The organism is Streptomyces corynorhini (assembly GCF_003346515.1).
GTDB classification, from domain to species: Bacteria; Actinomycetota; Actinomycetes; order Streptomycetales; family Streptomycetaceae; genus Streptomyces; species Streptomyces corynorhini.
On the sequence record NZ_QQNA01000116.1, the window covers coordinates 17,992 to 38,765 of the forward strand.

At 73.2% G+C, this 20,774-nt stretch carries 17 protein-coding genes; 10 read left to right on the forward strand and 7 right to left on the reverse strand.

What is annotated here, in order from left to right; all coding sequences use genetic code 11:
* Window positions 1-107: 107 nt before the first annotated feature.
* The gene (locus DVH02_RS15935; protein WP_114624489.1) at window positions 108-881 is read right to left on the reverse strand and encodes a pyrimidine reductase family protein; all 774 of its coding nucleotides are present in this window, start codon (window positions 879-881) and stop codon (window positions 108-110) included.
* Between the two features lie 237 nt (window positions 882-1,118).
* On the opposite strand from DVH02_RS15935, the gene zapE reads away from it, so the two are divergent.
* The 5 genes from zapE to DVH02_RS15960 all read left to right on the forward strand — a co-directional run bounded on the left by zapE (window position 1,119) and on the right by DVH02_RS15960 (window position 6,258).
* Complete coding sequence (gene zapE / locus DVH02_RS15940; protein ID WP_114624490.1) at window positions 1,119-2,216, forward strand: cell division protein ZapE; 1,098 nt, start codon at window positions 1,119-1,121, stop codon at window positions 2,214-2,216.
* A gap of 63 nt (window positions 2,217-2,279) precedes the next feature.
* The gene (locus tag DVH02_RS15945) at window positions 2,280-2,705 is read left to right on the forward strand and encodes an OsmC family protein (protein ID WP_114624491.1); all 426 of its coding nucleotides are present in this window, start codon (window positions 2,280-2,282) and stop codon (window positions 2,703-2,705) included.
* A 196-nt stretch (window positions 2,706-2,901) separates the two neighbouring features.
* Window positions 2,902-4,269: an alkaline phosphatase PhoX gene (locus tag DVH02_RS15950; protein ID WP_114624492.1), complete on the forward strand. Its 1,368-nt coding sequence runs from the start codon at window positions 2,902-2,904 to the stop codon at window positions 4,267-4,269.
* A 197-nt stretch (window positions 4,270-4,466) separates the two neighbouring features.
* Window positions 4,467-5,348 (forward strand): PPK2 family polyphosphate kinase, encoded by an 882-nt coding sequence (locus DVH02_RS15955; protein WP_114624506.1) that lies wholly within the window; start codon window positions 4,467-4,469, stop codon window positions 5,346-5,348.
* A 67-nt stretch (window positions 5,349-5,415) separates the two neighbouring features.
* Window positions 5,416-6,258, forward strand: coding sequence for a polysaccharide deacetylase family protein (locus tag DVH02_RS15960; protein WP_114624493.1), 843 nt, complete (start codon window positions 5,416-5,418; stop codon window positions 6,256-6,258).
* 10 nt (window positions 6,259-6,268) lie between these two features.
* Here the strand turns inward: DVH02_RS15960 and DVH02_RS15965 are convergent, their stop codons facing one another.
* Both DVH02_RS15965 and DVH02_RS15970 read right to left on the reverse strand, forming a co-directional pair.
* A complete protein-coding gene (locus DVH02_RS15965; RefSeq protein WP_114624494.1) occupies window positions 6,269-6,472 on the reverse strand; it encodes a hypothetical protein in 204 nt (67 codons plus the stop codon).
* 84 nt (window positions 6,473-6,556) lie between these two features.
* Window positions 6,557-7,225: an AIM24 family protein gene (locus DVH02_RS15970; protein WP_114624495.1), complete on the reverse strand. Its 669-nt coding sequence runs from the start codon at window positions 7,223-7,225 to the stop codon at window positions 6,557-6,559.
* A gap of 96 nt (window positions 7,226-7,321) precedes the next feature.
* Here DVH02_RS15970 and DVH02_RS15975 point away from each other — a divergent pair, with 96 nt between their 5' ends.
* Window positions 7,322-8,098 carry an aminoacyl-tRNA hydrolase gene (locus tag DVH02_RS15975; protein ID WP_114624496.1) on the forward strand — a complete coding sequence of 259 codons (777 nt, stop codon included), beginning with the start codon at window positions 7,322-7,324 and terminating at the stop codon, window positions 8,096-8,098.
* Here the strand turns inward: DVH02_RS15975 and DVH02_RS15980 are convergent.
* Both DVH02_RS15980 and DVH02_RS15985 read right to left on the reverse strand, forming a co-directional pair.
* The gene (locus DVH02_RS15980; protein ID WP_114624497.1) at window positions 8,073-8,942 is read right to left on the reverse strand and encodes a TauD/TfdA dioxygenase family protein; all 870 of its coding nucleotides are present in this window, start codon (window positions 8,940-8,942) and stop codon (window positions 8,073-8,075) included. The genes DVH02_RS15975 and DVH02_RS15980 overlap by 26 nt on opposite strands.
* Window positions 8,943-9,047: 105 nt before the next feature.
* Window positions 9,048-13,109 carry a non-ribosomal peptide synthetase gene (locus tag DVH02_RS15985; protein ID WP_114624498.1) on the reverse strand — a complete coding sequence of 1,354 codons (4,062 nt, stop codon included), beginning with the start codon at window positions 13,107-13,109 and terminating at the stop codon, window positions 9,048-9,050.
* 288 nt (window positions 13,110-13,397) lie between these two features.
* On the opposite strand from DVH02_RS15985, the gene DVH02_RS15990 reads away from it, so the two are divergent.
* From DVH02_RS15990 to DVH02_RS16000, 3 genes are all read left to right on the forward strand, one after another.
* Window positions 13,398-14,189, forward strand: coding sequence for a DUF4142 domain-containing protein (locus tag DVH02_RS15990; protein ID WP_199566297.1), 792 nt, complete (start codon window positions 13,398-13,400; stop codon window positions 14,187-14,189).
* A 342-nt stretch (window positions 14,190-14,531) separates the two neighbouring features.
* Window positions 14,532-15,917: a DUF692 domain-containing protein gene (locus DVH02_RS15995; RefSeq protein WP_114624500.1), complete on the forward strand. Its 1,386-nt coding sequence runs from the start codon at window positions 14,532-14,534 to the stop codon at window positions 15,915-15,917.
* 182 nt (window positions 15,918-16,099) lie between these two features.
* Complete coding sequence (locus DVH02_RS16000; RefSeq protein WP_114624501.1) at window positions 16,100-17,749, forward strand: alpha/beta hydrolase; 1,650 nt, start codon at window positions 16,100-16,102, stop codon at window positions 17,747-17,749.
* 284 nt (window positions 17,750-18,033) lie between these two features.
* Here the strand turns inward: DVH02_RS16000 and hemQ are convergent, their stop codons facing one another.
* Together hemQ and hemG are read right to left on the reverse strand one after the other, a co-directional pair.
* Window positions 18,034-18,750 carry a hydrogen peroxide-dependent heme synthase gene (hemQ, locus tag DVH02_RS16005; RefSeq protein ID WP_114624502.1) on the reverse strand — a complete coding sequence of 239 codons (717 nt, stop codon included), beginning with the start codon at window positions 18,748-18,750 and terminating at the stop codon, window positions 18,034-18,036.
* Between the two features lie 4 nt (window positions 18,751-18,754).
* On the reverse strand, window positions 18,755-20,203 hold the full coding sequence (gene hemG, locus DVH02_RS16010; protein ID WP_233518255.1) for a protoporphyrinogen oxidase: 1,449 nt from the start codon (window positions 20,201-20,203) through the stop codon (window positions 18,755-18,757).
* A gap of 151 nt (window positions 20,204-20,354) precedes the next feature.
* On the opposite strand from hemG, the gene DVH02_RS34815 reads away from it, so the two are divergent.
* Window positions 20,355-20,774, forward strand: a 420-nt coding sequence (locus DVH02_RS34815; RefSeq protein ID WP_158575895.1) for a DUF4349 domain-containing protein, incomplete at its 3' end; no start/stop codon positions are given.

Consider the following 20,774-nt stretch of genomic DNA (forward strand, 5'->3'; position numbering starts at 1 on the left):
GTCTGTGGGATTAAGTCTGCCCACAGGAAGCTAACCGGAACGGTAAATTCCGCTGATTGCCGGACGGGCCGGGCGAGGGCCGGAGACCGGGCAGGACGCCACGGTCGTCAGGCGCGGCGGTAGCGGGTGAAGAGGAAGCCGTCCTGCTCCAGCAGCGCGGCCAGCGCGAACCACTCGGGCACGGCCGGGGCCGGGCCGTCGGTGATGCGCTGCGCGGAACCGGCGGTCAGGGTCGGGGACAGCGTCAGACACATCTCGTCCAGGGCGCCCGCCGCGACGAACTGGCCGAGCAGCCGGGGCCCGCCCTCGGTGAGCAGCCTCGTCAGCCCCCGGTCGGCCAGGGCCCGCACGGCCCGTACGGGGTCGACCCCGGGACCGTCCCCGGCGATCGCCACCTCCGCGCCCGCCCGCCGCGCCGCGCCGATCCGCTCGGGGGGAGCCGCCGCGCCGGTCAGGAGGAGGGTGGGGACCAGCGGTTCGGTGAAGAGCGGGGCGGTGAAGTCCAGGTCCAGGCTCGCGCTGACCACGGCGATCACCGGCGCGGGACGCTGGCCCGCCGCCGCGCGCCGCGCGGCGAAGGCGCCCCGGGCGCGGGCGGGCCGGTACCCCTCAAGGCGAACCGTTTCCGCGCCCACCACCACGGCGTCGGCCAGCCCGCGCAGCGTGCCGAAGATCCGCATGTCGGCGGCCGAGGAGAGGAACTGCGAGCGCCCGTCGTGCTGGGCCGCGCCGTCCAGCGTGGTGACCATGTTGGCGCGCAGCCACACCCCGTTCCCGCCGTCGGTGACCGGGTAGGCGTAGGCGTCGGCCAGTTCGTCGAGCGTCCATTCCCGATCGGCGTCGGAGGGTGTCTGATCGGTCACAGGGAACAGGCGTCGCATGGGAAGCAGTCTGGCACGGCGCTCAGGGCCTCTCGTTTGGATCATGCCGGGCTCGCGAGCCCTGGCACCGCGCCTCGCCGCGTTGTCGTCACTCATCCCCAAGGTCTCGGCTTCGCTCGACCAGGGGAGACCCCATCCGCTCCGCGTGGGCTCCCTCCTCCGCCTTGCGATCCACGGCACCAGACCCCGCTCCCTCATCCGGCCTGATCCAAACGAAAGACCCTAAACTGAGGAACTGTGTCGTCATCCACCGCCGCCTCCGGCCGCACCCCCCTGACCGAGGCGGCCCCGTTCGCCCTCTGCGCACGTGAGCCGCGCGTCCCGGCCGAACGGCTGGTCGCCGAGATGGTCCCGCCGCCGCGCTTCGACTCCGTACGGTTCGACACGTACGTACCGGACCCGAACCAGCCCAGCCAGTCCGAGGCCGTCACCGTCCTGAGCGCCTTCGCGGCCGGGCTCGGCGCGCGGCCGGCCGGCGGTCCCGGCGGCGGCGGGCGGCGCTGGTTCGCCAGGAAGCCGCAGCGGCCCACCGGACCGCGCGGGGTGTATCTGGACGGCGGGTACGGGGTCGGCAAGACCCACCTGCTGGCGTCCCTGTGGCACGCGACCCCGGCCCCGGCCGAGGAGAAAGCTTTCGGCACGTTTGTCGAGCTGACGAACCTGGTGGGCGCGCTGGGCTTCCAGCAGACCGTGAGCACCCTGGGCGGCCACCGGCTCCTGTGCATCGACGAATTCGAACTGGACGACCCGGGCGACACCGTCCTCGTCTCGTCGCTGCTCGGCCGGCTCGTCGACGCCGGTGTGGCGCTGGCCGCGACCTCGAACACGCTGCCGGGCAAGCTCGGCGAGGGCCGGTTCGCCGCCGCCGACTTCCTGCGCGAGATACAGGGGCTCTCGGCGCGGTTCCGGCCGCTGCGCATCGACGGCGAGGACTACCGGCACCGGGGGCTGCCCGAGGCTCCCGCGCCGTTCTCGGACGAGCAGGTGACCAAGGCCGCCTACGCCACCGAGGGCGCCAGCCTGGACGACTTCCCCGGGCTCCTCGACCACCTGGCCGCCGTCCACCCGAGCCGGTACGGGGCGCTCACGGACGGGGTGCGGGCCGTCTGCCTCACGGACGTCACGGCGGTGCCCGACCAGTCGACGGCGCTGCGGCTCGTCGTCCTCGCGGACCGGCTGTACGACCGGGAGGTGCCCGTCCTCGCCTCCGGACTCCCGTTCGACCGGTTGTTCAGCGACGAGATGCTGAACGGCGGCTACCGCAAGAAGTACTTCCGGGCGATCTCCCGGCTCACGGCGCTGGCGCGGGACGCGAAGGGGCTGGTCGCCGAGTAGGTTCTGTGGCGTACCGCTCATGACCCCCGTCACCCGTTCGAGCAGCAGGAAGAAGGGTTCATCATGGCCACCACGCGTCAGGCGCACACCGTCTGGGAGGGCGACCTCCTCAAGGGCTCAGGCACCGTCATCTTCGACTCCTCCGGCATCCCCGACCAGGCGGTCTCCTGGCCCTCGCGCGCGGAGAGCGCGAACGGGAGGACGAGCCCGGAGGAGCTGATCGCCGCCGCGCACTCCAGCTGCTTCTCGATGGCCCTGTCCAACGGCCTGGCCACCGGCGGGACCCCGCCGACCCGGCTGACCACCCAGGCGGAGGTCACCTTCCAGCCGGGCACCGGCATCACCGGCATCCACCTCACGGTGCGCGGCGAGGTGCCGGGGCTGGACACGGCGGGCTTCGAGAAGGCGGCCCAGGACGCGAAGGCGAACTGCCCGGTCAGCCAGGCGCTCACCGGTACGGACATCACCCTGAGCGCGTCCCTGGCCTGATCCCCGGTCGCCGGGACGGACTCCCCGCGACCGCGTCGCCACCGCCCACCGGAACCAGCCGGATCCGGTGGGCGGCCCGTTGCGCACCCCCGCGCGACACCAGAGGCTCCTGGTGGCCCGCATGGTTCACGCGTCCCCTGTGACGTGCTACACACATGCGGGTCACGTCTCCTGTCCGCCAGCAGGGAGTTGCCTCATGTCAGCGACACGACGTCAGATGCTCGCCCGCACCGGCGCCACCGCCGCGTCGATCGCCTTCACCGGGGCCGTATCGGAGCTGTTCACCGGTACCGCCACCGCCGCACCGCGACCGTCCGGCAGCGGCTACGGTCCGCTGGTCACCGACCCGGACGGCCTGCTCGACCTGCCCCGGGGGTTCCGCTACAAGGTGCTCTCCCGGGAGGGCGACCGGCTGCTGTCGGGAGAGGGCCGAGTCCCGAGCAACCACGACGGCATGGCCGCGTTCGCGGGACGCCGGGGCCGGACGCACCTCGTACGCAACCACGAGAACCGGGTCACCGCGCCGATCGCCGTACCCGTCGTCCCCGGACTGACCTACGACCCGATGGGCAAGGGCGGCTGCACGGCGCTCGAAGTGGACGGGCGCGGCGAGGTCCTCGGCGAGCGCGTGGCCATCGCGGGCACCGCGGTCAACTGCGCGGGCGGGCCCACCCCTTGGGGCACCTGGCTGACCTGCGAGGAGACCGAGGACCGGGCGGGTACCAACGGGTACACCAAGGACCACGGGTTCATCTTCGAGGTGGACGGCGCCGATCCGCACCGCACCGGGGCCGTGCCGCTGACCGCCATGGGCCGCTTCCAGCACGAGGCGGTCGCGATCGACCCGGACAGCGGCATCGTGTACGAGACCGAGGACGCGTTCGACCACCCGTTCGGCCTCTTCTACCGTTTCCTGCCGGAGAAGCCGCGCGGCGGGATCGGTTCGCTGCGCGCGGGCGGCGCGCTGGAGGCGATGCGCGTGCCGGGCGTGCCGGACCTGTCGACCGTCCAGGAGCCGGGCACGGCCTTCGACCGGATCGAGTGGGTGCCCGTGCCCGACCCGCTCGCGGACGGGACACCCATCCGGTACCAGGACTTCGGCCCGAAGGGCATCACCCACGCCCAGAAGCTGGAGGGCTGCTACTGGGGCGAGGGGTGCGTGTACGTCGTCTCCAGCTTCGCGCACCGCTCGGAGGGCTCGGCGGCGGACCACTACGGGCAGGTGTGGAAGTACGAGCCGAGGCGGCGGCGGCTCACCCTGGTGATCGTCTTCGGTCCTGACACGGACATCGATCTGCCGGGCGAGTCCCCCGACAACATCTGTCTCGCGCCCAGCGGCGGCCTGATGGTCTGCGAGGACGGCGGCGGCGCGCAGCACGTCTTCGGGGTGACCCCGCGCGGCGCGGTGTACCCGATGGCGCGCGGCGCGCAGAACGTGGGAACGCCGGAGCGGCCGGAGTGGGGCGAGTTCGCCGGGGTGACCTTCTCGCCCGACGGCCGGACGATGTACGTGAACTGCTACCACCCGGGGACGACCTTCGCCGTGACCGGCCCCTGGCGCTGACGGCGGCCCCGCCAGCGGTCGCCGTGCGCGCCGATCCGCCGCACCCTCGAAGGAAGCGAGGGAAGGGAAAGGTGCGCGCGGTGGCCAGTTCCGACACGAAGAAGAAGGCGAAGAAGACCGGCAAGAAGGCCGGTACCAAGGCGGGTACCAAGGCGGGTACCAAGGCGGGCAGGACGACCCGTACGAAGCCGGACCGGGTGGCGGTCGGCGCCGGGAGGCGGCGGCCGTCGCCCGGCCTGCGCGAGCTGCTGCGCGTCCCCGGCGGCGAGCGCGTCGACCTCACCGCGTACGACACCCGGGCCACCCCCGGCGGCCCCGGCGCGCCGAAGGACAAGGCGGCGGCGCTGGAGGCGGTCGCCCGTTCGGCGCAGCGGCTCGCGGGGCTCCAGGAGCGGCTGTACGCGGCCAGCACCACCGGTGACCGGCGCCGGGTGCTGCTGGTCCTCCAGGGGATGGACACGAGCGGCAAGGGCGGCACGATCAAACATGTGATCGGCCTGTTCAATCCGTCCGGCTGCCGGATCAGGGCGTTCAAGGCGCCGACGCCGGAGGAGCGCAAGCACGACTTCCTGTGGCGGGTCAGGCGGGCGCTGCCGGAGCCGGGCGAGATCGGGATCTTCGACCGTTCGCACTACGAGGACGTCCTGATCGCCCGGGTCCACCAGCTGGCCGCGCACCGGGAGCTGGGCCACCGCTACGAGCTGATCAACCGCTTCGAGCAGGAGCTGGCCGACGACGGCGTGACCCTGGTGAAGGTCTTTCTGCACCTCGGGTACGAGGAGCAGCGCGACCGGCTGCTGGCCCGTCTCGACCATCCGGACAAGCACTGGAAGTTCAGCGCGGCGGACATCGACGAGCGCGCGCTGTGGCCCGACTACCGGGCCGCCTACGAGGTGGCCCTGCGCCGCTGCTCCACCGACACGGCGCCCTGGTACCTGGTCCCGGCGGACCGCAAGTGGTATCGGAACTGGGCGATCGGCACCCTGCTGCTGGAGCATCTGGAGGCGCTGGATCCGGCGTATCCGGCGGGGGGCTTCGATCTGGAGAAGAGCCGGAAGAGGCTGTTGGAGGGGGCGTAGGCGTCATCTTGCGGCCGAGGGAGCGCCGTACAACCGTTCTTGGTAGATCATCATATATTTTCCGTGCGTGACCAGACATGTACGCGTTCTCGCCGCTCTCGCCGTGCTGAGCGCCGCCCTCACCGGATGCGGTGACAGCGGCGGACAGCCCCCGGCCAACGGCCCCTCCCCCGCCCGTTCCGTGGCCGCCTCCGTCCCGGCGGTGCAGGGGCCGCCGACCCTGGCACCGGGGGCGGGCGGGCTGACGCCGGTCTTCGCACGCGGCGGCAAGGGCGCGGGAAAGACCGTGGCGCTCACCTTCGACGCCGACATGACCGCCGACCAGGGCCCACGGGCGGCGGGCGGCGAGCGGTTCGACAACCCGTCGCTGATCGCCCTGCTGCGCCGGCTCGACGTGCCCTCCACGGTCTTCATGACCGGGCGGTGGGCCGAGGAGTACCCGACACAGGCGAAGGAGATCGGCAACGACCCGCTCTTCGAGATCGCCAACCACTCCTACAGCCACTACGCCTTCACCCCCGACTGCTACGGGCTGCCGGTCGTCGGCGAGGAGCGGATGGCCTCGGACGTCCAGCGGGCCTTCGCGGCGTTCGAGAAGGCGGGGGCGCGCAATGTGGTGCCGTACTTCCGCTTCCCCGGCGGCTGTTACGACGACAAGGCGCGCCGCGCCCTCGCCCCTGCCAAGGTCACGGCGGTGCAGTGGGACGTGGTCAGCGGCGACGCCTTCGCGACGGACGCGGACGCGGTCGCGCGGGAGGTGCTGACGGGGGTGGAGCCGGGCTCGCTGGTGGTGATGCACTGCACGCGCAGCGCGGCGCCGGTGACGGAGGACGCCGTCCGGAGAGTCGTCCCCGAGCTGCGCAAGCGGGGGTACCGCTTCGTCAAGGTCTCGGAGCTGATGAGGCACTGACCCGGCGGTGTCAGCCCGAGCAGGCCGTGCGCTGGGCCTCCTGCCACGCGCAGACGGGGCACAGCGTCGCGCCCTTCACCGTCGCCAGGTGCTCGGTGGGCTCCCCGCACAGCACACAGTCGGCGTACGCGGCCCCGGGGGTCGGCTCGACGGCGGTCGGCTCGACGGCGGTCCGCTCGGCCGCGGTCGTCCCGGCCGTCTGCTCCTCGGTCATGCCGGCAAGGGTACTCGGCCAGCGCGGCGGGGCGGCGCGGCCCGGTGACCGCCGCGCCGCACGCGGACGCGGACGCGGACCGGGTCAGTGTTCGGCGGGGGTGGCCTCGCTCGGCCGGATGATCACGAACCCCTCGCCCTGCAGCATGAGCTGGACGGCCTCGCCCGAGCCGCCGCGGATCATCGAGCCCACGGACTGCGAACGGTGCAGCGAGGTGCCGAGCTGCGCGCTCCAGCCGACGACCGCGTCCGTGTCCACGTACACCGGGGCCTGTGCGGTGACCGGGATGACGATGGGGTTGCCCTCGCAGATCACGCCGAGCTTGCCGTAGCCGGTGAACAGGCTGTTGAACAGGCCGCCCCCGGCCATGCCCGCGCCCTTCACCGTCCTTATCTCGTAGGCGAGGGTCGGGTCGAAGCAAAGCACGTTGCGGCCGTTGATGGTGAGCGCGTCGCCCTGGTCGAGTTCGACGATGAAACAGTTCGCCGCCTCCTGCGCGAACCACACCTCGCCCTGCCCCCTGACCGCCATCAGCGGCAGGCCCTCGCCCGTCACGGCGCGCTTGAGCAGCCCGCCGATCCCCTGGCCCTTGCGCTCGAACTGGAGATTTCCGCGGAAGGCGATCATGGATCCCTGCCGTGCGTACATCTCGCCGCTGACGGCGTACTTGATCGATTTGGGGTTCTGGAGTGTCATCCCGGGGGCGGTGGCGGGCTCCGCCAGGTACTCCGAGGAGAATAGATCGCTCTTCATAGCGTGCATCGTCACCCGGAGACCCTGTTCCGGCCAAGGGATGTTACGGGATTACGCCACGAAAGCGGCGGGCGCGGCGGCTGGCAGACTGGACGCGTGAGCAGCGACAGCACCACCGACAGCCCTTTCCGGTCCGAACGGACCATCCGCGACGAGGCACCGCAGTTCGTGCTGCCCCTGGTCGTACGGATCGAGAAGGCCGCTCCCCCGGCCCGCACCGACGCCTTGGAGACGGCGGCCCGCGCCGTGCTCGCGATGCTCTCCGACGAGAGGTCGCTGGGCGAGGGCGAGAGCGAGGGCGAGTGGGCCCGCGCGATCCGGGAGTGGCAGGACGCCCGGATCCGCAAGGTGGTACGGCGGGCGCGCGGCGCGGAGTGGCGCCGGGCCACCACGCTGCCCGGCCTCACCCTGACCGGCACGGGCGCGGACACGGAGACGTCGTCCGCCGCCCTGGTGCGCGTCTTCCCGCCCGTCCCCCTGGACGGCTGGCCCAAGGAGCTGGCCAAGCTCCAGGTCTCCGGCACCGAACTCGACGACCCCGCACCGCCGCCCGCCCCCGCCCCCGGCGTCCCGGTCCTGTGGCTGAGCCCCGACCTCGACATGACGGCGGGCAAGGCCATGGCCCAGACCGGCCACGGCGCCCAGCTCCTCTGGTGGGAGCTGGACGACAAGGAGCGCGAGGCGTGGCGCGAGGCGGGCTTCCCCCTCGCCGTACGCACCGCTCCCCCGGCCCGCTGGCGTCAGCTCATCGCCGGCGACGGGCCGTTGGTCCGGGACGCGGGCTTCACGGAGATCGCCCCGGGGCTCACGGTCGCGGCCGAGTGGCGGCGGCCGGCCGGGGACGGGATCAGCCCTTCAGCGGACCGCCGTTGATCGCGACGCGCCTGCCGTAGCGGGTGTGCGGGTAGTAGTCGTACGTCGCGTGGTGCTGGACGCAGCGGTTGTCCCAGAAGACCAGGGTCCCCGGGGTCCAGCGGACGCGGCAGTGGAGCATCGGCCGCTGCGCGACGACGGTGAACAGCATCCGCAGCAGCGCGTCGCTCTCGTCCTCGGAGAGCTGGGGGATCCGCGACGTGTACGCCTGGTTGACGTAGAGGAGCGGACGGCCGGTCACGGGGTGGCGCACGACGACGGGGTGCTCGTTGACCGGTATCTCGTAGTTCGCCGGCACCGTGTAGCCGCGGAAGCTGTGCGCCCCGTCGTGGATGCCGGTCAGACCGTCGAGGAGGCCGCGCATCGTCGGTGAGAGCATCTCGTACGCCAGGTGCATGTTGGCGAACAGGGTGTCGCCCCCGCTGTCGCCCTCCGGGGTCTCGGTGATGTACAGCATCGAGCCGAGGGAGGGCTCGGCGTCCGCCGTGCCGTCGGCGTGCCAGGCGTTGCCCGCGACGTTCCCGGCGCCCGCGCTGGTCCTGATCTCCAGGACGTGGGGGTCGCCCTCCTCCGGCGGGGGGTTGACCGGGCGCAGTTCGCCGAAGTGACCGGCGAAGCGCTTGTGGTCGTCCACGGTGATCTCCTGGTCGCGGAAGACCAGGACGTGGTGGTCGAGGAAGGCGGCCTCGATCTCGGCCAGTTGCGCGTCGGTGATCCGGGCGAGGTCGACGCCGGTGACCTCGGCCCCGATGACGGGCGTCACGGGAGCCACGGAGATCTCCCGGTAGTCACGCGGCGGCCTGGTGGTGATGGCCTTGAGGGCGTCCAGCTCGTAGGGCTCCATCGCGTACTCCTGGGTGGTCGTTCCGGCACGGTCGGGCGCGCGGAGGTGGGGGACGTGCGGGGGTGGTGTGCGGGCGGGGGAGGTGGGTACGGCGGGTGCGCCCGGTCATGCCTCCGGCGCGGTCGTGGCCGCGGCTCGGGCGTCGAGCCGGTCGAGTTGGCCGGTGATCAGGTCGGCTATGAACGGGACGCTCTCGCCTTCCAGCACATCCCAGTGGCCGCCCTTGACCCGCTCGACGGTGAGGCCGCCGAGAGCCCGGCGCTGCCAGAACCCGCGCAGTTCCGCGTCCGCCGCGGCCGCCTCCTCGGGGTCGGGCGCGTCCGGTTCGGCCTGGACGAGCAGCAGCGGGGCGTCCGTCGGCGGCGGGGTGTGGTCGCGGGCGGCGACACGGTTGTGGTTGTAGATCCGGAAGTACCGGTCGATCTGCGCGTCGTCGATGCCGGGGTACATGCCGTTGAAGCGGACGAGTTTCTCGCGGAACTCCGCCGCGCCGACCGGCTCGAACACCGCGCGTCTGGCCGGGTCGTCGGCGCCGTGCGTGTCGAGCAGGACCACCGCCGTACGCCGGTGGCCGGCCTCGGCGAGCCGACGTCCCATCTCGTGCGCGACCAGGCCGCCGAAGGACAGCCCGCACAGCACCAGCGACTCGTCGGGACCGGGCCGTACGAGCGACAGGTAGTGCTCCGCCATGGCCTCCACCGACGGCAGCGGAAGCTCACCCGCGTTGATCCCCGGCGCCTGCACTCCCTGGACGCCGGTCTCGTCCGGCAGGGCCGTGGCCAGCGGCAGGTAGCAGAACGCCGTGCCACCGGCGGGATGGACGCACACCACGCGCCGCCCGTCGCGGGAGGGCCGGAATTCGATCAGGGCCGCGTCCGTCTCCGCGCCCGTCTCCCCTTCTCCGTCCCCCTCCGCGCCCCCCGGTGCCTTCGTGCGCAGGCGTGCGGCGAGCCGTTCGATCGTGGGGTGCTGGAGGACCTCACGGATCGGCAGGGCCGTACCGAAGTGCTCACGGACGAGGTGGGCGACCTTGATGGCGGCGAGGGAGGTGCCGCCGAGCGCGAAGAAGTCGTCCGTGACGCCGACGCCGGGACGCACCAGTACCTGCCGCCAGATCCGGTACAGCGCCATCTCGACGTGGTCGCGGGGGGCTTGGGTGTTGACCTGGACGGGCGCCGCCTCCCTGGCCCGCTCCAGCAGCGCCCCGCGGTCCAGCTTGCCGCTGCGGTTGAGGGGCAGCCGCGGGAACTCGGCGAACAGGGAGGGGATCATGTAGTCCGGCAACCGGTCGGCGAGCGCGACGCGCCACTCGTGTGCCCCCAGCGGGGTGCCCCCGGTACGGCCGATGCCCGCCACCAGGCGCGGCTCACCGGCCGGGTCGCGGTCGGCGAGCACGGCGGCCTCGGTGACGCCCGGCAGCTCGCGCAGCGCGGCGGCGACCTCCCCAGGTTCGATGCGGAAGCCGCGCAGTTTGACCTGGTCGTCGACGCGGCCGGCGAACGCGTAGTTCCCGTCGGGGAGCCGACGTGCCAGGTCCCCGGTGCGGTAGACCCGTCCACCGGGGTGGAAGGGGTCCGGCAGGAAACGCTCCTCGGTCAGCTCGGGCCGGTTCAGATATCCCCGCGCGACACCGGCGCCGCCGATGAACACCTCCCCCGCGACCCCGGGCGGTACGGGGACGCCGCGCCGGTCCAGCAGGTAGATCCGGGTGTTGTCGACGGGGCGGCCGATGGGGCAGCGCGTCTCCAGGTCCCGGGGGTCGTCGTGGGTGACGCTGTAGACCGTGGTCTCGGTCGGCCCGTACACGTAACGGACGCTCAGGCCCGGCAGGATCTCGCGCATCCGGTGCAGCGCCTTCTCCGGCAGGGGCTCCGCGCCCGTGGCGAGCTGCCGCAGCGCCAGTCCCGCCAGCCGCTCCGCCGGGTCCTCGTCGATCCACGTGACGTACGCGGCGGGCAGCCAGGCGTGCACGATCCGGTGCTCGCGCAGCCAGCCCATCAGCGCCTCGGGGTCGCCGCGCAGCTCCTCGGGGACCAGGTGCAGCACGGCGCCCGTGGTGAGGGGGACGAAGAGTTCGTGCACGGAGGCGTCGAAGCCGATGCTCGCCCACGCGGAGGACGCCTCGCCGGGGACGGCGTCGTGGCGGGCCAGCCAGGTGCCGATCAGGTTGGCCACGTTGCCGTGGGTGACGGCCACGCCCTTGGGGCGGCCCGTGGAACCCGAGGTGTAGATCACGTAGGCGAGATCGGAGGGGCCGCTCGTGACGCCGGGCGGCTCCTCGCACACCGCCTCGTCCTCCACCTCCCGCAAGGACGGCCAGGGGCCGGGCGGCGCCGCGCGGTCGCTGAGGATCACGGCGGGCGCGGCCTCCTCCACGATGACGCGCAGCCGTCCCACGGGCTGGCCGGGGTCCAGCGGAAGGTATCCGGCGCCCGCCTTCAGCACGCCCCAGATGCCCACCAGGAACTCGGCGGAGCGTCCGCAGTGCAGGCCCACCACCTCGCCGGGCCGCACGCCCCTGGCGATGAGGGCGTGGGCGAGCCGGTTGGCGCGCCGGTCGAGGGCGGCATAGGTCAGCTCGGTGCCCCCGGCGACCACCGCGGGGGCGTCGGGCCGTACGCGGACCTGCTCCCGGAAGCGGTCGAGCGGTCCCGCGGCGGGCTCGGAGGTGATCCGTCCGCGGCCCTCGGCCAGCAGCCGCAGCCGCTCCTCGTCGTCCAGCAGCTCGATGTCGTCGATGCCGCGGCCAGGTTCCGCGGCGATCCGGGTCAGCAGGCGTATCAGGTAGCGGACGTAGGCGCGGGCCGTCTCGTCGTCGAACAGCGCGTGCGGGTAGTCCAGGTAGCCGCTGACGCCGCCGTCCTCCCTGGCCAGCGAGAGCGCCAGGTCGAACATCGCCGATCCACCGGGGAAGTCGAGCGGTTCGACCTCGGCGTCGGGCAGCTCCAGCATGCCTTTGAAGGAGACCACGCCCCAGGACAGCATCGTCTGGAAGAGCGGGGTATGGGCGGGGCTGCGCGGCGGGTTGACCGCGCTCACCACCCGTTCCAGCGGCAGTCGCTGATGGTCCAGGCCCGCCCGCAGAGACGCGTGGACGCGGCGCAGCGCCTCGGTGCCGCTCGGGCCGCCGGAGAGGTCGACCCGCAGGGGGAGGGAGTTGACGAAGAAGCCGATCACGTCGGTGGCGTCGGGTGCGGTACGGCCCGACACGGGGACGCCGACGACGAGGTCCTCCTCGCCGGTGAGCCGGTGCAGCAGGGTGTACCAGCCGGTCAGCAGCGCCGTGAACAGCGTGGCGCCCTCGGCGTGGGCCAGCGCCCGCAGCTCCGAGGTGACCGAGGGGTCGAGGCGGACCGCGACGCGGGCCCCGGCGTAGCTCTGCTCGGGCGGACGCGGCCGGTCCGTGGGCAGGGCGAGCAGCGGCGGGGCGCCCTCCAGGGCTTCCCGCCAGTAGCGGGTCTGGGTCTCGGCCTCGTCGCCCTCGGCCCAGCGCAGCTGGCGCCGGGTGTGGGCGGCGTACGGGGTGGTGAGCGGCGGCAGCGGGTCGGGCACGCCCCGCCGCAGCCCGGCGTAGCAGGCGCCGAGGTCGCGCATCATGATCTCCACCGACGTCCCGTCGAAGACGGTGTGGTGTGCCGTCACCAGGAGCGCGTGGTGCGCGGGGCCGAGGACGGCCAGCCGGGCGCGGGCCAGCGGTCCGCGGACCAGGTCGAAGGGGATCTCACGTTCCTGGAGTTGCAGCTCGGCGAGGTCCGCCTCCGGATCGGCCGCTCCGGTCAGGTCCACCGCGGTCAGCGCGAACTCCGCCCCGGGTGGGTCGATCCGCTGCCGGGCCTCGCCGTCGGCACGGACGAACCGGGTCCGCAGCGACTCCTGCCGGTCCGCCACCGCGCCGAGGGCCCGGGAGAGCGTCGTGCGGTCGAGCGGTCCGCGCACGCGGAAGGCCATCAGGCAGTTGTACGCCGTACTGGCGTCCTCGGAATGGGAGATGGTCCACAGCCGCTGCTGTCCGAAGGACAGGGGAAGGAGCTGTTCAGCGTCCCGGGGGGCGTCTGACGGGACCCGGGGGTTGTTCGTCGCCGACAAGGGCGTCCTCTCATCCGTGCGGTGAACGATCGGATTCGTGGGGCGAGGGAGGCGGGCGAGGACAATATTTGGCCTGAGCATTTCACCCTGTCAATGGGCCGCCTCGGGCACGACGCGGCTGCCCAACGCCGAGTTGGCCGGATCCGAGCTGTCGCGGGGAGGGCGGTGGGGGTGATCGGGGGAGCGCGCCCGTGGGCCGTCACGGCGATCGGCGGCGGTGATCGGCGGCCGGTGATCATCCGTGCCGACGCGCTGAACGCTCCCGCCCTCGCGTACGTATCTCCCGTTACCGCCACTCGGGTTGAACGACCGGTCGACCCCGTGGTTGATTCAGCGGTGTCACAACTCGGTTCGGGAGGCAGCACATTGTTGCGACGCATCAACGGTACGGCGCTCATCATCGCTGGATTGATCGCCACGGTGGCGGCGTTGGCGTTCCCCGTGTGGTCGTACGCCGACCGTTCCGGGACCGGGCAGGCGAACGTCGCCGCGTCGACGGTCTCGACCCAGTGGGGGCCCCTGACCGCGTCCGACCGCGATCTGCTGGTCAAGGTGCGGCTGGCCGGGCTCTGGGAGCTGCCGGCCGGACAGCAGGCGATCGACCGGGCCCCGACCCAGGCCATCAAGGACTGCGGTGACCACCTGGTGGTCGGCCACACCGACCTCGACAAGCGTGCCATCTCGGTGGCGGCGAAACTCGGCGTCGAGCTGCCGAACCAGCCCACCGAGCAGCAGCAGGGCTGGCTGCGGGAGCTGTCCGAGGCTCAGGGCGACGAGTACGAGCGGAAGTTCGCGAATCTGCTGCGTAACGCGCACGGCAAGGTCTTCTCGGCCATCGCGCTGGTGCGGCACACCACCAGGAACGAACTGATCCGGCAGCTGGCCAGCGACGCGAACGTCACCGTCCTCGACCACATCACGATGCTGGAGGCCACCGGCAAGGTCGACTTCGACGCCCTCGCCAACGAGGCCGCCGGCACCCTGACCGAGAGCCCGAGCGGCCCGCCGCCGCCCAACGGCAACCTGCCGCCCGCCGCCGCGCCCATCGAGCCCACCGGGAACGAGACGTTCACCTCCGAGCCCTCGACGCAGCCCGGCGCGCCGACCGCGATCAACACCAACCGGCCCGACCCGGAGGACGCGCCGACGCCCTCCCCCTGACGCGCACGCCCGTCCCCGCGGCTGATCCCTCCCCCCTGCTCCACCGGGGGGAGGGATCAGCCGGTTCCGGAGCAGGTCGTCTCCGGAACAGGTCGCCTCCGGAACCGGTCGTCACGGCGGAACCGGTCGTCACGGCGGACCGGTCGTTACGGCGGAACCGGTCGTCACGGCGGACCGGTCGTCACGGCGGAACCGGTCGTCACGGCGGACCGGTCGTTACGGCGGAACCTCAAATCAACCTCTGAACGTCCCCCTTACCGGGTTCGGACGGCCCCGGCCGGGCCATAGCCACTGCACACGGACGGCCGCGTACGGACGGCCGCACACGGCCAGGGGGAAGCGATGAACGGCACACCGCGCGGGAGCGCACCACGGCTGGGAGTCGGCGTCGGCTGGCGGCCGGAGATCGCCGGGGCGGTGGAGTCGCTGACCGGGGTCGACTGGGTCGAGGCCGTCGCGGAGAACCTCTGTCCCGGGCAGCTGCCCGACTCGCTGGTACGGCTGCGCGAGCGCGGCGTCACCGTCGTCCCGCACGGGGTGTCGCTGGGTCTCGGCGGCGCGGACCGGCCGGACGCCGGGCGGCTGGCGGAGCTGGCGCGGCGGGCCGAGGCGCTCGGCTCCCCGCTGGTGACCGAACACATCGCGTTCGTCAGGGCGGGCGGCGAGCGCACCGCGTCGCCGCCGCTCGAAGCGGGCCATCTGCTGCCCGTCCCGCGGACCCGGGACGCGCTGCGGGTGCTCTGCGAGAACGTACGGATCGCGCAGGACTCGCTGCCCGTGCCGCTGGCGGTGGAGAACATCGCCGCCCTGATCAGCTGGCCGGACGAGGAGATGAGCGAGGGGCGGTTCCTCGCGGAGCTGGTGGAACGCACCGGTGTCCGGCTGCTCATCGACGTGGCCAACCTGCACACCAACCACGTGAACCGAGGCGAGGACCCGCTCAGGGCGCTGGACGAACTGCCGGTCGAGGCAATCGCGTACGTCCATGTCGCGGGCGGGGTCGAGCGCGACGGGGTCTGGCACGACACCCACGCCCACCCGGTGTCCCGGCCCGTACTCGACCTGCTGGCCGAGCTGCGCGCGCGGGTGGACCCGCCCGGGGTGCTGCTGGAGCGCGACGACGACTTCCCGCCCGCGGCGGAGCTGGCCGGGGAGCTGACGGCGATACGGGAGACGATCGACGCGGCGGCCCCGACACCGGGTACGGCCCGCCCGCCGAGGACGGCGGACGGCACCGGCACCGGCACCGGCACCGGCACCGGGACTGGCACCGGCAACTCCACCCCCAGCGACAGCGACAGCGGCGACGGCGACGGCGAGGACGCGCGCCAACGCCTCGCCCTCGCCGAGACGGCCCTGCTCTCCGCCCTGGTCGCCGGCACCCCCGTGCCCGAGGGGTTCGACCGCAGGCGGCTGCGGGTGCAGAGCCGGGCCCTCTCCGTGAAGCGCGCCGGTGTCGTCGCCAGGATCGCGCCCGAGCTGCCGCGGATCCTCGGCGCCGACTACCGCGCGGCGTTCCTCGGATACGCGGCGAGCCGACCCCTGCGCGCCGGTTACCGCCGCGACGCGCTCGACTTCGCCGAGCACCTGCTGACGGCCGGGCGGCCCGAGAGCCACGCCGTGCGGCGACGGCTGTCCCTGTGGTGGCAGGAGCGCGCAGGAGCGCGACCGCCGCGCCGCGCCACCCGTCTCGTCCGCGTGGCCCGTGCCGCGCTCGCGGGGCGGTGACACGCGCGAACTCCCGCTCCCGGACACCACCCTGTCGCGCCCGGCGCGCCCGGCGGGCGCATAGGGGTCATTGGCCCCGACACCGCCCACCGGTCCTTGCTTCGCCCCCGCGCGCTGCCGACCCTCTGTTGTGCGGTTGATCCCACGACCGCACGCACGAAGGGAACGCGATGAGAGCAGTTGTGAAGTGCGGGGCTCTGACCGCCCTCGGCTCCCTGGTCCTGTCGGGGCTCGTCGCCGCCCCCGCGGACGGCGCGACCGCCGGGGCGGGCCCGGCCGCGGACCTGTACGCCGCCGCGCGGGCCCGCGCCCACGAGACCCGGGGGGTGGCGCGCGCGGCCGAGCGGGCCGGGGCGGCCAAAATCGCGTTCGGCGCCTGCCCCGAGGCCGAGTCGCTGCCCGCCCCCGTCACCTGCGGCACCGTCGAGGTCCCCCTCGACTACGCGGAGCCCGACGGCCGGAAGATCTCCCTCACCGTCAGCCGCGTCGAGGCGAGCGGTCCGGCCGCGCAGCGGCAGGGCGCGCTGGTCTTCAACCCCGGTGGTCCCGGCGCCTCCAGCATGTACTTCCCGCTCGCCGCCGAACTGCCCGAGTGGAAGCGGATCGCCGGGGCGTACGACATCGTCGGCTACGCGCCGCGCGGCGTCGGCCGCTCCGCGCCGCTGTCCTGCGAGGACCCGGCGGACACCCTGAAGGCCCCCACCCAGGCACCGACGTACCCCTCCGAGTCGTACAAGCGCGAGCGGATCGCGGAGGCGAAGGCGTACGCGCGGGGCTGCGCCGACCACGCGGGGGCGGCGCTCCCCCACTACAACTCGCTCAACAACGCCCGCGATCTCGACGTGCTGCGCGCGGCGCTCGGCGAGCAGAAGCTGACCTATCTCGGCGCCTCGTACGGCACCTACTTCGGCGCGGTCTACGCGACGCTCTTCCCGTCCCACGTCCGCCGGATGGTCTTCGACTCGGCGGTCGACCCCGACCCCCGGAAGATCTGGTACCGCAACAACCTCGACCAGTCGGCGGCGTTCGAGCGGCGCTGGACGGACTTCCTCGGCTGGATCGCCCGGCACGACACGACGTACCACCTGGGCGGCGACGTCGAGGAGGTACGGAAGAACTACGAGAAGGTGCGTGCCGGGGTCACGCACGAGCCGGCCGGCGGGAAGGTCGGGCCCGGTCAGCTCCAGGGCGTGATGCTCTCCGCCGGGTACTACGACGACTACTGGGCGATCCGCGCCACCGCGCTCTCCGAGTACGTCAAGGGCAATCCGAAACCGCTGATCGAGCAGGCCACGCCCCGCCCCGAGGCCGCCGCCGACAGCGAGAACGGCAACGCCGTGTACACCGCCGTCGAGTGCAACGACGCGCCCTGGCCGACGGACTGGCGGACCTGGGACCGGGACAACACCGAACTCGCGCGCACCGCGCCGTTCGAGACCTGGGACAACGCCTTCATGAATCTGCCCTGCGCCTACTGGCCGGCGCCCCGGCAGACCCCGCTCGACGTCGGCACCCGGCCGGGCGAGCTGCCCCCGACGCTGATCCTGGCGGCGGAACGGGACGCGGCGACGCCGTACGCGGGCGCGCTGGAGCTGCGGCGGCGGCTGGCGGGATCGGTGCTGGTGACGGAGCGGGACGCGGGCACGCACGGGGTCGCGGGCGGCTCGAACGCCTGTATCGACAGCTATCTGGAGGACTATCTGCTGCTCGGCCGGGCGCCGGTGGGCGGCGCCCGGTGCGCGCCCCACGCGGAGCCGAACCCGGTCTCGCTCGAAGCGGCCGCCGAGAGCGCCGACCCGCTCCCGAGGATCGGTCCCGTTCCCCGCGGCTGAGCGCCGACCGGGCTGTCGGGGCGTGCTTTCCGAGGGCCGGGGAGCACCGACCCGGGTTCCATCGGCCGCGACCGGCGCGGCACGGGCGGGGACGGGGAGGAGGAAGAACCCTCCCCGCTCCCCGTCGCCACGCGTCCGCAGGCCGGCGACCGATGGGAACCCGGAGCCGAACCCGGTGTCGCTGGACGGACACGTGCGCGGCAGGAGACCGCGCCGGTCGTCTGATCTTCCGGGTGGGATGGCCGGGTCCGCCGCTGGCGGCCCCGGCCACGTCATGCGCGGCCCTATGCGAGCCCGGCCACCAGATCCGCCACCGACTTGCGGCGGCCGGTGTAGAACGGCACCTCTTCCCGAACGTACAGCCGCGCCTGGGAGCCGCGCAGATGACGCATCAGGTCGACGATCCGGTACAGCTCGTCGGCCTCGAAGGCCAGGATCCACTCGTAGTCGCCGAGCGAGAAGGATGCCACAGTGTTGGCCCGTACGTCCGGGTAACCGCGGGCCATCTTCCCGTGGTCCGCGAGCATCTTGCGCCGGTCCTCGTCGGGGAGCAGGTACCAGTCGTAGGACCGCACGAAGGGGTAGACGCTGACATAGTCGCGGGGCGTCTCGTCGGCCAGGAAGGCCGGCACGTGCGACTTGTTGAACTCCGCGGGGCGGTGCAGCGCCATGTTCGACCAGACGGGCTCCAGCGCCCGGCCGAGCCGCGTGCGGCGGAAGCGGTTGTAGGCGCCCTGGAGTTCGTCCGCAGTCTCCGCGTGCCACCAGATCATGACGTCGGCGTCGGCGCGCAGCCCGGACACGTCGTACGCGCCGCGTACGGTGACGTCCTCGGCGGCGAGCTGGTCGAACAGCTCCTGGACCTCTTCCGCGTAACCGGAGCGGTCCTCGGGCAGCGCCTCGCGCAGTGTGAAGACGGACCACAGCGTGTAGCGGATGACCTCGTTGAGGTCCTTGGCCTTCTTGCCCGCGTTCGGGGTCTTCTCTGGAGCAGCAGTCATAGGGCTATTCTCCCGCGCCCCGTCCGGTGCCCCGCGCCAGGGTCGACGTGGCGATGATCTCGTCCGCCGCCCGCCGGGCGCTCGCGACGCAGGCCGGGATGCCGACGCCGTCGTAGGCCGCGCCGCAGACCCGCAGACCGGGCAGCGCGGCGACGGCCTCGCGGATCCGGAGGACCCGGTCGGGATGGCCGACGGCGTACTGGGGCAGGCCGTCGGTCCACCGGGTCACCTCGGTGGCCACCGGCCGGGCGGCGAGCCCGAACGCCTCCCCCAGGTCGGTCAGGGAGACATCGACCAGTTCTTCGTCCTCGCGCTGGAGCTGTTCCTCCTCGCCGTAGCGGCCGACGGAGGTGCGCAGCACGAAGAGGCCGGGCGCGGCGTCGGCGACCCAGCCCCACTTGCGGGTGGAGAAGGTCGCCGCCTTGATGGTGCGGCCGTCCACCGGCGGTACGAGGAAGCCACTGCCCCCGGGCACCGCGCCGGCCAGGTCGTCGTGGCGGAAGGCCATGGTGATCAGGGCCATCGAGGCGTACTCGACGTCGGCGAGTACGGCGGCGGCGGCCGGGGCCTCCTCGGCGAGCAGCACCGAGGCGGACCAGGCGGGGGTCGCGAGGATCACCCCGTCGGCGGCCAGCACCCCGCCTTCGGTGCGTACGCGCCAGCCGTCGGAGGCGCGGCCGAGGCCGAGCACGGGGGTCTCCAGCAGGATGTCCCCGCCGCCCGCCCGTACGGCGTCGGCGACGGCGCCCGGCAGCAGGCCCACGCCGCCCTCGATCCCGGCGAACACAGCGCCGGTGCCGGGGTTGGCGGCGGTCTTCGCCTGGAGGTGGCGGACGGCGGCGAGCAGCGAGTCGTGGGTTCTGACGGCGTCGAAGAGCTGGGGGACGGCCGCCCGCATGGACAGGCGGTACGCGTCGCCCGCGTAGACCCCGCCGAGCAGCGGCTCCACCAGCCGGTCGACGACCTCGCGGCCGAGCCGGCTCGCGACATGGCCGCCGACCGAGACGTCGTCGCCGACCTCGGCGGGCGGCAGTTCGTCCTCCCTGGCGATCCGGGCGAGCCCCTCGGCGGAGAGCAGCCCGGCGAGGGCGGCGGGGTCGCCGGGGACGCCCATCACATGGCCCTTGGGCAGGGGCCGCAGCGCACCGCGCGTCCAGACCGAGGCGTTGGTCGCGGTCGGCGGCCGGAACAGCGCGCCGAGCCCGACGGCCTCGGCGAGTTCGACGGCCTCGGGGCGGCGCGCGAGCATCGACTCGGCGCCGAGGTCGACGGGGGCGCCCGCGATCTCGCCGGTGCGCAGCTTTCCGCCGAGCCGGTCGGTGGCCTCCAGCAGTGTCACCCGTACCCCGGTGTCCAGCAGCCGGTGCGCCGCGGCGAGACCTGCGATGCCGCCTCCGATGACGACAACATGGCCCGTACGCGTGTTCACGTGCTGTGCGCTCGACGACTCCATGGGCCCCACTCTCTCAAACGGCCCGGTGGCCCCGAGCACCCCCGTTCCGAGTCCGGGTCGTGACCGCTTCGGAATCGCGAAAGGGCAACCCGCCCACCCGTCCCGTACGTCGAACCGGCATCGGACACACACGTTTCCAGGGGGGCCGATCATGCGTGCGAAACCGGCGGTAGCGGCAGTGGTTCTCACCGTCTCGCTCACGCTCGCGGGATGCGGCGCGGGCTCGTCTTCCGACTCGGCGGGCAAGGCCAGGGGTGTCGAGCGGCAGGCGGACGGCGCGCGGGGCGAGAAGGGCGGCGAGGACGGCGGTGCGGCCGTCGCCGCGACCGGGGCGCCGGGCGCCGAGGGGAAGGCGGCGGACGGCAGGAACCCCGCGGTGGTGGGGGCCCAGGTGATCCGTACGGCCGAGCTGACCGTCGAGGTCCGGGACGCGCGGAAGGCGCTGGGCACGGCGCGGACGGCGGCCGAGAAGGCGGGCGGGCTGGTGCGGAACGAGACCACCGAGCGGGTCGAGGACGACGAGGTGACGTCGACGCTCGTCCTGCGGGTCCCGCAGGACGCGTACGACGCG